We start from the raw sequence: 12,965 nt of genomic DNA, 5'->3' as shown, positions 1-12,965 counted from the left end.
CCCGAGCCCGTGGCGGGGGCGGGGCGCCGCGCGCGGGGGGGGGGGCGCCCCCCCCCGCCGGCCCGGTGCTCAGGACACCGGGCGGTTCGGGTGGCCGTTCCGGGTCACGCCGGCGGCGGGCAGAGGGTGGTCCGCAGCGCGTCGTTGATCTTCGCGGCGGTGTCCGGTCCGAAGCCCTGTGGGTGGTCGGGCGAGGTGAAGCGCTGGTTGGCCAGCTCGACCAGCTTCGACTTGTCCTTGGGGAACTGGAACAGCGCCTGGCACTGGTTGCGGGCCCGGTCCACGGCCTGGTCCGGCTTGCCGCCGACGATTGCCGGGTCGATCGCGTCCAGCGCGGCGACCAGTTTGCCGGTCAGGTCGGTGCCCGGCTTGCCGGGCAGGCCGGCGTCGCTGGGGGGCGTGGGCTTGGCCGGGGCAGGGGCTCCGGGGGAGCCTGCGTCAGGGGCGGGGGCCGAGGGGCTGTCGGGTGCGGGCGCCGAGGGGGCCGCGGGCGTCGAGGGGGAGGCGGCCGGGTCGGGCGCGGAGGCCGAGGGCGACTCGGGCGTCGGCGGCGTCGAGGCGGTGCCGGGGGTGGGGGCCGAGGCGGCGGCGGGGGTGGTGGGGGAGCCGGCCGCGGCGGTGGCCGGGTGGGGGCCCGGTCCGGAGCTGGAGCAGGCAGCGAGGCTCACCGCGGCGAATGCCGTGAGGGTGGCGGCGAGGAGACGAGTGCGCATGGCGTCACACTGTCATGTCCGCGGCGCCGAAGGGAAGATCCTCCCGCGAGCGCGGACGGCCCGGGAGGAGGGACCTCCCGGGCCGCCGGCCCGCCGCGTCCGCAGGGCGCGCAAGGCGCCCGCCGAGGCGTGGTCAGCCGAGGCCGTTGGCCTTCAGCCAGTCCTTGGCCACCGCCGACGGGTCGTCCTTGTCGATCGCGACGCGCTTCATCAGCGCCGTCAGCCCCGCCGTGTCGAGCTTGGCCGACACCGCGTTGAGGGCCGCCGTCGCGGTGGGGTTCACGCCTGCCTTGTTGACCAGCGGGGTGACGTTCTGCGCGCCGAAGAGGTTCTTCGGGTCGGTCAGCGGGACGAGCTTCAGCTGGGGGATCTTCGGGTCGGTGGTGAACACGTTGCCGACCTGGATGGTGCCGTCCTTGAGCGCGTTCGCGGTGGCGTCGCCGGTGGGCTTCCACTCCTTGAAATTCAGCCCGTAGACGTCCTTGAGCTGCTGCTCGCGGCGGGACTTGAACTCCGGCGGACCGCCTATCGTGAACTCGCCCGCCTTGGCGGTCAGGTCGGCGATGCTCTTGAGGCCGTACTTGTCGGCGTTCTCCTGGGTGACGCTGAGCGAGTCCTTGTCCTCGGCGGGGGAGGGGTCGAGGATCCCCAGCGCGGCGGGCAGCGTCTTGGTCAGCGCCGCGTTCACCTCCTCGGTGGTGGCGGCGGTGGACTTGGCGTCCAGGTAGGCGAGCAGCGAGCCGTTGTACTCGGGCAGGACGCTCAGGCTGCCGCTCTGGAGCTGCCCGTAGAGCACCTCGCGGCTGCCGATGTTGAACTTCTCCTCGACCTTGACGCCCTTGGCCTTGAGGGCCTGCGAGTAGATCGAGCCGAGCAGCACGTTCTCCGGGAAGTTCGCCGAGCCGACGACCACCGTCGAGCCGGCGCCCGCGCCCGAGGCGGCGGGGGAGCCCGCCGCGGAGCTGCCGCCGAGCGGGTCGCCGCCGCCGGAGGAGCCGCAGGCGGTGGCGCCGAGGGCGAGCGCGGCGAGCGTGCCGAGGACGACGGCGCGCCTGCTTCCGTGGTTTGTCGACATGGTGACAGATGTCCTTCCGGAGAGGATGGGGAACGAGGTTCAGCGGGCCCGGCGCTGGGCGCGCATCCCGGGCGGGAGCGCGTACCGGGCGAGCAGGGCGAAGAACAGCTGGGCGCCGACCGCGAGCAGCACCACCAGCAGCGCGCCGCCGACGGTGACGGCGTACTTGCGGGTGGCCAGCCCGTCGATGACGTAGCGGCCAAGGCCGCCCAGTCCGACGTAAGCGGCCACGGTGGCGGTCGCGATCACCTGGACGGTCGCGGTGCGAAAGCCCGCCAGCAGGGTCGGCGCCCCGGACGGCAGGCAGACCTGCCACAGCACCTGCGGGTGGGTCAGCCCGATGCCGCGCGCCGCGTCCCGGACGTCCGGGTCGGTGCCGCGCACCCCCTCGACGGCGGCCACCAGCAGCGGCGGCGCGGCGAGCGCGACCAGCGGGATCAGCACGGCCGTGTCGCCGACCCCGGCGAGCAGCACCGCCAGCGTCACCAGGCCGAGCGTCGGCAGGGCGCGGGTGGCACCGGCGAAGGCGGTCACGAGCGTGACGCCGCGCCCGGTGTAGCCGATCAGCAGCCCGAGCGGCACGGCGAGCAGCGCCGCGAACAGCAGGGCCTCGCCGGAGAGCACCAGGTGCTCGGTGATCCGGTGCACGATCGAGTCCGGGCCGCTGCGGTGGTCGGGGGCGGAGAAGAAGTCGCCCAGCCAGTTCAGCCAGTTCACGAACCGGCTCCCTTCTCCCGGACGGCCCAGGGCGCGAGCAGCCGGCGGGCGCCCACCAGCAGCAGGTCGACGGCCAGCGCGAGGACGGCGATCAGCGCGATGCCGGCCACGATCGGGGTCGGGAAGGTGCGCTGGAAGCCGTCGATGAACAGGTAGCCGAGCCCGCCGCGCCCGATCAGCGCGCCGACGCTGGCCAGCGAGATGCTGGACACCGCCGCGACCCGCAGTCCGGCGATCAGGTACGGCACGGCGGCGGGCAGCTCGACGGAGGTCAGCCGGTGCCACGGCCCGTACCCCATCGCGGTGGCGGCCTGCCGGACCGGGTCCGGGACGGCGCGCAGGCCGTCCACGGTGGTCGGCAGCAGCACGGCGAGCGCGTAGAAGGTGAGCGGGATCATCACCGTGGCCTGGGTGGCGAGGCCGGTGTAGGGGATGAGCACCACGAACACGGCCAGCGAGGGCAGCGCGTAGACGACGTTGAAGACGGCGGACAGCGGTTGGTACAGCCGGGGGAAGCGGGTGCAGGCCAGGCCCAGCGGGACGGCCAGCAGCAGGCCGATGAGCACCGGGAGCAGGGCGATCACGGCGTGGTCGGCGAGCAGGCCGCCGAGGTAGCCGAGGTGGTCGCCGATCCAGTACCAGCGGACGATCGGTTCACCGTCCACCGGCCGCCCCGTCCGTGAGGTCACCGGCCGCCGTGCCGGCCGCCGTGCCGGCCGCCGCACCGCCCGCCCCGTCCACAGCGCCACGGGCCGCCGCGCCGGCCGCCGCGTCCGCCACCGCGATGGCCATGGGAGTGGCCACGGGGGTGGACAGCGCGGCGAGGACGGCCTCGCGGCTCGCGGTGCCGGTGGCCCGCCCGTCGGCGTCCAGGGCCACGGCGGCCCCGGCGGGGGAGAGGACGGCGGCGTCCAGCGCGGTGCGCAGGGTGTCGGTGTCCGGCCGGTAGCCGGAGACCGGGTGCAGTTCGGCGGTGGCGGCGTCGCGGTCGATCCAGCCGATCGGGCGGCGCTCGTCGTCCAGCGTCAGCTCCCAGCCGCCGTAGCGCAGCCCGTCGGCCACCGGGCGGACGGCGACGGTGGTCGCGGGGCGCAGGGCGAGGCCGCGCAGGCCCCGGTCGCGGCCGAGGAAGGCGGCCACGCCGTCGTCCGCGGGGGTGGTGAGCAGGGTGTGCGGGTCGGCGAGCTGGGCGATCCGGCCGTGTTCGCGCAGGACCACCACCTGGTCGCCGAGCCGGACGGCCTCCTCGATGTCGTGGGTGACGAACAGCACCGTCTTGTGCAGCTCGGACTGGAGCCGCAGCAGTTCCTCCTGGAGCCCGGCGCGCACCACCGGGTCGACGGCGCTGAACGGCTCGTCCATCAGCAGCACCGGCGGGTCGGCCGCGAGGGCGCGGGCCACGCCCACCCGCTGCTGCTGGCCGCCGGACAGCTGGAACGGGTACCGCTTGCCGGTCTCGGGCGCGAGCCCGACCAGTTCGAGCAGTTCGGCGGCCCGGGCGCGGGCCTTCTTGCGGTCCCAGCCGAGCAGGTAGGGCACGGTGGCGACGTTGTCGATCACCTTGCGGTGCGGGAAGAGGCCGGCCTGCTGGATCACGTAGCCGATGCCACGGCGCAGCTTGGCGGGCTCCAGTTCGGCGACGTCCGTGTCGTCCAGCAGCACCCGGCCCGAGGTCGGCTCGACCATCCGGTTGACCATGCGCAGCAGGGTGGTCTTGCCACACCCGGACGGTCCGACCAGGACGGTTATCCGACCGGTCGGGACGTCCAGGTCCAGGCCCTCGACGGCGATGGTGCCATCGGGGTGGCGCTTGCCGGCGCCCTCGAATCTGATCACGGGGAGTTTCCTCGTCAGGGCGCCCCGGGGAGGCGGCGCCTGTTTCGGTCGTACGGTTGATGGCGGTTTGTCGACAAGCGGCGACGGCGTGGGCCGTACCGGCCGCTGCCGTGACGGCGTCTGTCGGATCGACCGCCCGGGCGTTCTTCCGCCCGCGTGGCTGCCCAGCTTCGGACCGGCGGAAACTCTGATCAGACTATGACCTGCATCATCTCCTGTCTCTCACTTACCACCCGGCACGGGGCCCAGAGCCCGCCGCCGGACGGCCGGGGCCGACCGGGCGCCCGACGTTTCGGCAGGTCAGAGGGTCGGGGCGCGGACACCCTGACGGCGGGTCGAGGGCTCGCGCCCCGGACGATCAGCCCGTCAGCCGCCGAGCGCTCCAGCCCTCCAGGCTCTCAGCCGCCCCGGCGCGTCGGCAGCCCGGAGGCCGCCCAGCCGACGAAGCCGCCGTCCAGATCGGTCGCCCGGTGCAGCCCCAGCTCGCGCAGCGAGGCCGCCGCCAGGCTGGAGGCGTACCCCTCCGAGCAGACCACGATCACCTCGACGTCGTAACCCGACGCCTCGGGGATCCGGTGACTGCCCGTCGGGTCCAGCCGCCACTCCAGGACGTTGCGCTCGATGATCAGCGAGCCGGGGATCTCCCCCTCCGCCGCCCGCTGCGCCGCCGGACGGATGTCCACCAGCAGCGCGCCGTCCAGCTGCGACTGGTACGCCTCCCGGGCGCGCGGACGGTGGACGCCCTCGCGGGCCCGCTCCACCAGGTCGTCGATCGTGGTCACCATTGCTCCGGTCCTTCCTCCGAGGTGCGGACGAGCCCGCCGGCCCGCAGGTCGTAGTGCGCCATCGAGCCCAGCGGGGGCGAGTAGGCGTGCAGGGTCACGGCCGGGCCGGACGCGGTGTTGCGCACGTCGTGCACGTACTCGGGGCCGAAGGCGCGGGCGGTGCCGGCCGGGACCCGGCGGATCAGCAGGCCCTGCTCCGGCCCGCCGAGGGACAGCTCCTCCAGCTCGCCGAGGGCGACGGCGAACGCGCCGCGCGAGCCGCCGTGGTCGTGGAAGCCGGTGGACTGGCCGGGCAGCCAGCTGATCAGCCACACCTCGTGGTCGTCGTCGGCCACCAGCCGCTGGTACCAGCGCTCCTCGGTGGAGAGCCGGACGAGGTGGATCCACTGGTCGGGCTGTTCGGCCAGTTCTCGGACGACGGCGCGCAGGGCGCTCGGGGTGAGCGGCGCGCGGGCCTCCGTGGTGGCGGTGGCGGTGGCCCTGGCTGTTCTGGCCAGTGCCGATGCCAGTGTTGGTGTCGCTGCCGCTGCCGCTGCCGGGGTCGGGGCTTGGGCGGCAGCGGGTTCGTCGGGGGCGAGGTTCAGGCTCATGGGGGCGTCCTCGGGTGCAGCGGGAACGTCGGCGGGGTGCGCCCTGGTCCGGCGGCGGGCGAGGGCACGGGCCGACGGAGCGGCACGGCACGCGCGGGTGCGCCGGGCGGGGCGGGAATCAGAACGCTGGGTGCGGGTGTGCGGCGCAGGCCCTGGCAGACGTCACAGGGCGGGGGCGGCGGGGAGAGTCAGGGTCAACAGGCACAGATGGAACTCGCCTGGCGTCGCAGATCGACGTGCAGGCGGCAGACCAGAGTGGTGCCGGTGTCCATGCGCCGGATCCTTCCCGAGCCAACCGGACGAAGTCAAGCCGGATGGGGCCGGCCGCCACCGGCCGCCCCGCTGCTCCACCCCCGGCCGACCGGCCGTCGAGCCGTTCTGGACCGGAACCGCCGAACGGCACTCGCATGCGTAAGGACCCCACTTGCGGGGTAAATGATCGTTTCATCCCATCCAGGCCCCTCCGCGTGTCCGCGTCACGAGATCGCCCCAGATGCGTTACCGCCAACGTATTGTCAGGCCACCGAGGCCCGGCCTACGGTCTACAGACCGCTTTCTACGCACGTAGACCCCTGCGGATCCCCGGCGGTCCGCAGACGAGACCCGCCCGCCCCGTCAACCCTCAGACCGCAGGCCCGACCCCATGGCCGGGCAGCGGAGTTGCGGAGGTATCCATGTCGCAGATCGTCCGTGCCGCGCTCGTCCAGACCCGCTGGACCGGCGACCAGGAGAGCATGATCGCCCTTCACGAGCGGTACGCCCGCGAGGCCGCCGCCCAGGGCGCGAAGATCATCGGCTTCCAGGAGGTCTTCAACGCCCCGTACTTCTGTCAGGTCCAGGAAGCCGAGCACTACCGCTGGGCCGAAGCCGTCCCCGACGGCCCCACCGTCCGCCGGATGCAGGACCTCGCCCGTGAACTCGGCCTGGTGATCGTCGTCCCGGTCTACGAGGAGGAACAGGCCGGGGTCTACTACAACACCGCCGCCGTCATCGACGCCGACGGCAGCTACCTCGGCAAGTACCGAAAGCACCACATCCCGCAGGTCAAGGGCTTCTGGGAGAAGTACTACTTCAAGCCCGGCAACCTCGGCTGGCCCGTCTTCGACACCGCCGTCGGCAAGGTCGGCGTCTACATCTGCTACGACCGCCACTTCCCCGAGGGCTGGCGCGCCCTGGGCCTGGCCGGAGCGCAGATCGTCTACAACCCCTCCGCCACCAGCCGAGGCCTCTCCGCCTACCTCTGGCAGCTGGAACAGCCCGCCGCCGCCGTCGCCAACGAGTACTTCGTCGCCGCCATCAACCGCGTCGGCACCGAGGAGTACGGCGACAACGACTTCTACGGCACCTCCTACTTCGTCGACCCGCGCGGCCAGTTCGTCGGCGACGTCGCCTCCGACAAGGAGGAGGAGCTCGTCGTCCGCGACCTCGACCTCGGCCTGATCGAACAGGTCCGCCAGCAGTGGGCGTTCTACCGCGACCGCCGCCCCGACGCCTACGGACCGCTCGCCGAGGCCTGAGGAGCAGCGCGATGACCACCCGCGACCCGCACCAGCGCACCATCGTCCGCGGCGGCCTCGTCATCACCGCCGCCGACGAACTCCACGCCGACGTCCTCGTCGAGGGCGAACGCATCGCCGCCCTCGCCGCCACCGGCAGCTCCGCCGCCGAGGCCTGGAGCGCCGACACCGTCATCGACGCCACCGGCCACTACGTCATCCCGGGCGGCGTCGACGCCCACACCCACATGGAACTGCCCTTCGGCGGCACCTCGGCCTCCGACACCTTCGAGACCGGCACCCGGGCCGCCGCCTGGGGCGGCACCACCACCATCGTCGACTTCGCCGTGCAGTCCGTCGGCGGCTCGCTGCGCGAGGGCCTGGACACCTGGCACGCCAAGGCCGACGGCAACTGCGCCGTCGACTACGCCTTCCACACCATCGTCTCCGACGTCAACGAGAGCGTCCTCAAGGAGATGGACGCCCTCGTCGACTCCGGCGAGTCCACCTCCTTCAAGCTCTTCATGGCCTACCCCGGCGTCTTCTACAGCGACGACGGCCGCATCCTGCGCGCCATGCAGCGCGGCGCGGTCAACGGCGGGCTGACCATGATGCACGCCGAGAACGGCATCGCCATCGACGTCCTGGTCGAACAGGCCCTCGCCGCCGGGCACACCGCACCCCGCTACCACGGCGAGGTCCGCCGCGAACTCCTGGAGGCCGAGGCCACCCACCGGGCCATCAAGCTCGCCCAGGTCGCCGGCAGCCCGCTCTACGTCGTCCACGTCTCCGCGGCGGCCGCCCTCGCCGAGCTCGTCCAGGCCCGCGACGCCGGGCTCAACGTCTTCGGCGAGACCTGCCCGCAGTACCTGTTCCTCTCCACCGACAACCTCGCCGAGACCGGTGCCGACGGCTTCGAGGGCGCCAAGTACGTGTGCAGCACGCCGCTTCGGCCGCGCGAGCACCAGGAGGCGCTCTGGCGCGGACTGCGCGCCAACGACCTCCAGGTGGTCTCCACCGACCACTGCCCGTTCTGCTTCACCGGGCAGAAGGAACTCGGCCGCGGCGACTTCTCGAAGATCCCCAACGGCCTGCCCGGCGTGGAGAACCGGATGGACCTGCTCCACCAGGCCGTCGTGGACGGGCACATCACCCGTCGGCGCTGGATCGAGATCGCCTGCACCACGCCCGCCCGGATGTTCGGGCTGCACCCGCGCAAGGGCACCATCGCGCCCGGCGCCGACGCTGACCTCGTCGTCTACGACCCCACCGCCGTGCAGACCGTCTCCGCCGCCACGCACCACATGAACGTCGACTACTCGGCGTACGAAGGCCGCCAACTCACCGGCCGCGCCCGCACCGTGCTCTCGCGCGGCACCGTCGTGCTGGACGGCGAAACCTGGCTCGGCCGGGCCGGCCACGGCACGTTCCTGCGCCGCGACACCTGTCAGTACCTGACCTGACCACTCTCCCGCACCGCCGCCCGGGCCCGTGCGCACGATTGCCCGGGCGGCGGAACCACCCTCCCCGGAGCCACCCATGGACATCGGCCTCGTCCTGCAGACCGACCCGCCCGCCCGCCTGCTCATCGACCGGATGATCCGCGCCGAACAGGCCGGGTTCAGCCACGGCTGGACCTTCGACTCCTGCGTCCTGTGGCAGGAACCGTTCGTCATCTACAGCCGGATCCTCGCCGAGACACGGCAGTTGACCGTCGGACCGATGGTCACCAACCCCTCCACCCGCACCTGGGAGGTCACCGCCTCCCTGTTCGCCACGCTCAACGACATGTACGGCAACCGCACCGTCTGCGGCATCGGCCGCGGCGACTCCGCCATGCGGGTCGCCGGACGCCGCCCCGCCACCCTCGCCCGGCTCTCCCAGGCCATGCACGCCATCAAGGAGCTGGCCGAGGGGCGGACGGTCGAGGTGGACGGCACCGAGATGCACCTGCCGTGGGTCGGCCCCGGCGCCGAACTCCCCATCTGGATGGGCGCGTACGGGCCGAAGGCACTCGCCCTGACCGGTCGTCAGGCTGACGGATTCATCCTCCAGTTGGCCGACCCGTACCTCACCGAGTACATGATCAAGGCGGTGCGGTCCGCCGCGGCCGAGGCCGGCCGGGACCCGGACGCCGTCACCATCTGCGTCGCCGCCCCCGCCTACGTGACCGCCGACGACTCGCCCGCCGCGCTCGCCCACGCCCGGGAGCAGTGCCGCTGGTTCGGCGGGATGGTCGGCAACCACGTGGCCGACCTGGTCAGCCACTACGGCGCGCACTCCGACCTCGTCCCGGAGGCCCTCACCGACTACATCAAGGGCCGCCAGGGCTACGACTACAGCCACCACGGCCGGGCCGGGAACCCCGACACCGCCTTCGTGCCGGACGAGATCGTCGACCGCTTCTGCCTCATCGGCCCGCCGCAGGCCCAACTCGCCCGCCTGGAGCACCTCCGCTCCCTCGGCGTCGACCAGTTCGCCGTCTACGCCATGCACGACGCCGTCGAGGCCACCATCGACGCCTACGGGACCGACATCATCCCGTACCTGTCCCGCCCACCTCAGGCGTAACGCCATTCGCGCAGAGGGGAGTTGCCCATGGCTGGGTTGAACTCTACCCGGCCGCAGGAGAGTTGCCGTCCAACGGCTACACCGACGACGACCTGTGGCCGGTCCCGGTGGCACGGCGCACCTGGACCACCTGCAACTTCCTGGCGCTCCGGGTCGGCCTCGGTGCTGTACCTCGCGCTGGGCGCGGCCTCGGGCGCCCGGCGGGCGGGTGCGACGGGCGGATGGGGGTGGGCGGCTGACAAGTGACAGCGAACGGATAGCAGCAAACGGATGACAGCGAACAGATAACAGATTTCGAAATCTGTTATCTGTTATCTGTTCGCCGTCACTTGTTCACTGCCGTTTGCCCGCTGTCATCCGCCGGCCGCTGCCCGGTCGACGGCCGCCAGCACCTTCGCCGTGCCGTCCTCGGCCGCGAGCGTGGCGGCCGCCGCCCGGGCCTGGTCGCGGTAGCGGGGGTCGTCGAGAGTCTGGCGGATGGCGGCGGCGAGGCGCGCGGCGGTGAGGGCGCGCAGTGGTACCGGCCCGGGGGAGACGCCGAGGCGGGTGAGCCGGTCGGACCAGAACGGGGCGTCGAGCTGCGCCGGTACCGGGACGGCTGGCGTGCTGCAGCGCAGGGTGGCGGCGGTCGTGCCGGCTCCGGCGTGGTGGATCACGGCGGCCATGCGGGGGAACAGCCAGTCGTGCGGGGCGTCGCCGATGGTCAGGACGTCCTCCGCCTCACCGGCGGCGAGGTCGCTCCAGCCCGACTGCAGGACGGCCCGGACCCGGGCGGCGCGGACCGCGGCGACCACCGTCGCGGTGAGCCTGCCGGGGTCGGGGACGACCAGGCTGCCGAAGCCGACGAAGACCGGCGGCGGTCCGGCGGCGAGGAAGTCGAGCAGTCGGGCCGGGGGTCGCCAGCCCGGATCCCGTACCGGCCACCAGTAACCGGCCACGTCCAGCCCCGGGCGCCAGTCGGCGGGTCGCGGGACGACGGCAGGCGAAAATCCGTGCAGGACGGGGTACTTGCGCCTGGCGCGGCTGGCGTCGAGTGGCGGCAGGCCGAGGCGGCGCCGCAGCCTGCGTGCGGCGGGGGCGAAGAGCTGGTCGGTCGCGACCTGGACGGCGTGCCCTGCGAGCAGGTTGCCCGGGCGGCCGAGTGAGCGGGCGCCGGTGACAGCGGGCGCGAACTCCCGTGTGGGGGAGAGCGGTTGGAGGTGCAGGCCGATGCTGGGAATGCCTGCGGCCTCGGCGGCGACCTGGCCGAGCGGGCTGGTCGTGCTGGTGGTGAGCAGCAGGTCGGTGCCGAGTGCCGTGGCGTCGGCGATGCCGTCGGCGAGCTCCGGCATGAACTTCCGCCCCAGCTGCAGCAGTTGTAGGACGGCTAGCGGTCCGGTGCCGGCCTGGAGCAGGCGCCGCCCCTCGGCGGAGGCGAGTTCGGCGCGCGGGTCGACCGGCAGCGGGCGGAACTCCAGCCCTGCGGTCCGCACCGAGGCGGCGAAAGTGGCGTGGGTTGCGACGGCCACCTGATGGCCGGCCGCCTGGAGGCGGACGCCGAGCCCGGTGAACGGGGCCACGTCGCCCCGGGATCCGGCGGTGGCGATCAGGATGCGCATGGCCGCAGTATCCCGGCTCGGGCGCCCCGCCGGGAGGGTGCCTCGCCCGGAGCGGCCCGGCCCGGGGTGGCCGGTTCGGGGTGGCCGGTTCGGGGTGGCCGGTTCGGGGTGGTGCTCCCGCGGCGCCGGAACCGGGCGGTGGTGGGCGGCGTCCTTCCTGGCAGAGCGGCGGAACGGGGCCGTCGCGCCGTGGACGGGAGGGACAGATGAGCATCGTCGCGTGGATCGTGCTTGGCCTGCTGGCGGGGGCACTGGCCAAGCTGTTGCTGCCGGGAAAGGACCCGGGCGGCATGATCGTGACAACCCTGATCGGTATCGCCGGCTCCTTCGTCGGCGGTTGGATCGCCTCGCACTTCCTGCACAGGTCGGTGACGGCGCACTTCTTCGACATGGCGACCTGGGTGTCGGCGATCGGCGGCGCCCTGGTGCTGCTGATCATCTACCGGCTGGTGTTCGGCAGTTCCCGACGCTAGCCCGGGCGCCGGGAACCGGCCCCGCGCCGACGCGGACACGGTGTCGCGCTCCCCCGCGGGCCAGGCCCACGGGGCGGCCGGCTCGGCTCAGCGCGTCGGTGCCGACGCCTCCGTGGCCCACTCCGGCAGGTCCTCGCGGGCGGCCAGCCAAGCGGTCGGCACCTCGGCGAGGCCGGTGCGGGCGGCGACCACCCCGGCGGCGATCGCGCAGGTGGTGTCCATGTCGCCCCAGCCCTCCAGGGCGTGCCAGATCACCTCGGGCAGTGAGTCCAGGTGCCCGGCGGCGGACCAGAGGGCGAACGGGACGGTGTCCGGGGCGGAGATCATGAACCCGGAGCCGAGCACGTTGGCGGCCTGTCGGACGCTCGTGTGTCCGGGCAGCCGGGCGGCGATCCGCAGACCGGAGCGCACTTCGCTGTCGGGCAGGCGACCGGCCACCTCGGTCAGCAACTCGGCACGGCCGGGCGGGGTTTGGCCCCGGCTGCGGACGGCGAGTGCCGTGGCGAGGGCGACCGCCACCGCGCCCGCGACCGCCTCCGGGTGGAAGTGCGTGGCGAGCGCCTGGAGCTCGGCCTGCCGGGCGACGGAGTCCAGGTCGTCCGCGAACCAGGCGCCCAGTGGGGCGACCCGCATCGCGGCGCCGTTCCCGTACGAGCCCTGACCCTCGAACTGGCGCGAGGTGATGGCGCGCCAGTCCCCGCCGGCGCCGATCTCACGTAGCACCCGGTGCATCGACGGGCCGTACTTGCGCCCGTACTCACGGGCGTACTCCTCGGCGAACTCGCCGGCCAGCGCATCCTGCCGGACCTCGCCCCTGGAGGCCAGGTGGCGGACGAGGACCAGCGCCATCGCGGTGTCGTCGGTCCAGTGCCAGGGCGCCGGGCGGAGCCGGCGGGCGGCCAGCGCGGCGGGCGCCTCGTCGAGCGGGGCCGAGAACCAGCGGTCGCCGAAGGCGTCGCCGAGGGCGAGCCCTTGCAGACTGTCCAGGGCCGGACGGGTCGGGCGGGGCGGAGGGGTCGGATGGGCCGGACGCATGTCGTCCTCCAGGTGAGATCAACCGTGCGCGGCAGTCTGCCGGCCGGCCGGGCCCGCCGGCGACCGGGTTTCGCTC

Annotated in this window: 14 protein-coding genes; 4 read left to right on the top strand and 10 right to left on the bottom strand. The window is 73.4% G+C overall.

The genetic code is table 11. From position 1 onward, the window contains the following. Positions 1 to 104: 104 nt before the first annotated feature. The 8 genes from ACFV6I_RS11750 to ACFV6I_RS11715 all read right to left on the bottom strand — a co-directional run bounded on the left by ACFV6I_RS11750 (position 105) and on the right by ACFV6I_RS11715 (position 5,988). Positions 105 to 713 (bottom strand): hypothetical protein, encoded by a 609-nt coding sequence (locus ACFV6I_RS11750; RefSeq protein ID WP_380424724.1) that lies wholly within the window; start codon positions 711 to 713, stop codon positions 105 to 107. Positions 714 to 846: 133 nt separating this feature from the next. Continuing rightward, positions 847 to 1,788: an ABC transporter substrate-binding protein gene (locus ACFV6I_RS11745; protein WP_380424722.1), complete on the bottom strand. Its 942-nt coding sequence runs from the start codon at positions 1,786 to 1,788 to the stop codon at positions 847 to 849. 39 nt (positions 1,789 to 1,827) lie between these two features. Then, on the bottom strand, positions 1,828 to 2,505 hold the full coding sequence (locus ACFV6I_RS11740; protein ID WP_063349905.1) for an ABC transporter permease: 678 nt from the start codon (positions 2,503 to 2,505) through the stop codon (positions 1,828 to 1,830). Continuing rightward, complete coding sequence (locus ACFV6I_RS11735; protein WP_063351516.1) at positions 2,502 to 3,170, bottom strand: ABC transporter permease; 669 nt, start codon at positions 3,168 to 3,170, stop codon at positions 2,502 to 2,504. The genes ACFV6I_RS11740 and ACFV6I_RS11735 overlap by 4 nt, the downstream gene beginning before the upstream one ends. Then, a complete protein-coding gene (locus ACFV6I_RS11730; RefSeq protein WP_380424720.1) occupies positions 3,160 to 4,341 on the bottom strand; it encodes an ABC transporter ATP-binding protein in 1,182 nt (393 codons plus the stop codon). Before ACFV6I_RS11730 ends, ACFV6I_RS11735 begins: the two co-directional genes overlap by 11 nt. Before the next feature lie 398 nt (positions 4,342 to 4,739). Continuing rightward, positions 4,740 to 5,126, bottom strand: coding sequence for a rhodanese-like domain-containing protein (locus ACFV6I_RS11725; RefSeq protein WP_063349906.1), 387 nt, complete (start codon positions 5,124 to 5,126; stop codon positions 4,740 to 4,742). Further along, positions 5,120 to 5,716, bottom strand: coding sequence for a cysteine dioxygenase (locus tag ACFV6I_RS11720; RefSeq protein WP_380424718.1), 597 nt, complete (start codon positions 5,714 to 5,716; stop codon positions 5,120 to 5,122). The genes ACFV6I_RS11725 and ACFV6I_RS11720 overlap by 7 nt, the downstream gene beginning before the upstream one ends. Positions 5,717 to 5,910: 194 nt before the next feature. Beyond that, positions 5,911 to 5,988: a putative leader peptide gene (locus ACFV6I_RS11715; protein ID WP_106981192.1), complete on the bottom strand. Its 78-nt coding sequence runs from the start codon at positions 5,986 to 5,988 to the stop codon at positions 5,911 to 5,913. Positions 5,989 to 6,390: 402 nt separating this feature from the next. Between ACFV6I_RS11715 and ACFV6I_RS11710 the strand changes: the two genes are divergently transcribed. The 3 genes from ACFV6I_RS11710 (at position 6,391) to ACFV6I_RS11700 (ending at position 9,783) form a co-directional block, all read left to right on the top strand. Beyond that, on the top strand, positions 6,391 to 7,233 hold the full coding sequence (locus ACFV6I_RS11710) for a nitrilase-related carbon-nitrogen hydrolase (RefSeq protein ID WP_063349907.1): 843 nt from the start codon (positions 6,391 to 6,393) through the stop codon (positions 7,231 to 7,233). An 11-nt stretch (positions 7,234 to 7,244) separates the two neighbouring features. Next, positions 7,245 to 8,675 carry a dihydropyrimidinase gene (hydA, locus tag ACFV6I_RS11705; protein ID WP_380424716.1) on the top strand — a complete coding sequence of 477 codons (1,431 nt, stop codon included), beginning with the start codon at positions 7,245 to 7,247 and terminating at the stop codon, positions 8,673 to 8,675. Between the two features lie 76 nt (positions 8,676 to 8,751). Further along, positions 8,752 to 9,783: a TIGR03842 family LLM class F420-dependent oxidoreductase gene (locus ACFV6I_RS11700; protein ID WP_380424713.1), complete on the top strand. Its 1,032-nt coding sequence runs from the start codon at positions 8,752 to 8,754 to the stop codon at positions 9,781 to 9,783. A gap of 353 nt (positions 9,784 to 10,136) precedes the next feature. Here the strand turns inward: ACFV6I_RS11700 and ACFV6I_RS11695 are convergent, their stop codons facing one another. Continuing rightward, positions 10,137 to 11,381 carry a glycosyltransferase gene (locus ACFV6I_RS11695; protein WP_380424711.1) on the bottom strand — a complete coding sequence of 415 codons (1,245 nt, stop codon included), beginning with the start codon at positions 11,379 to 11,381 and terminating at the stop codon, positions 10,137 to 10,139. 206 nt (positions 11,382 to 11,587) lie between these two features. On the opposite strand from ACFV6I_RS11695, the gene ACFV6I_RS11690 reads away from it, so the two are divergent. Continuing rightward, the gene (locus ACFV6I_RS11690) at positions 11,588 to 11,854 is read left to right on the top strand and encodes a GlsB/YeaQ/YmgE family stress response membrane protein (RefSeq protein WP_063349911.1); all 267 of its coding nucleotides are present in this window, start codon (positions 11,588 to 11,590) and stop codon (positions 11,852 to 11,854) included. 87 nt (positions 11,855 to 11,941) lie between these two features. On the opposite strand, the gene ACFV6I_RS11685 is transcribed toward ACFV6I_RS11690, so the two are convergent. Further along, a complete protein-coding gene (locus tag ACFV6I_RS11685) occupies positions 11,942 to 12,889 on the bottom strand; it encodes an ADP-ribosylglycohydrolase family protein (protein WP_380424709.1) in 948 nt (315 codons plus the stop codon). Between the last annotated feature and the right edge of the window lie 76 nt (positions 12,890 to 12,965).

The organism is Kitasatospora sp. NPDC059803, assembly GCF_042732255.1.
GTDB lineage: Bacteria > Actinomycetota > Actinomycetes > Streptomycetales > Streptomycetaceae > Kitasatospora.
Note: the sequence above shows the minus strand (reverse complement) of the source record. Positions and strands in the feature narration are given on the sequence as shown.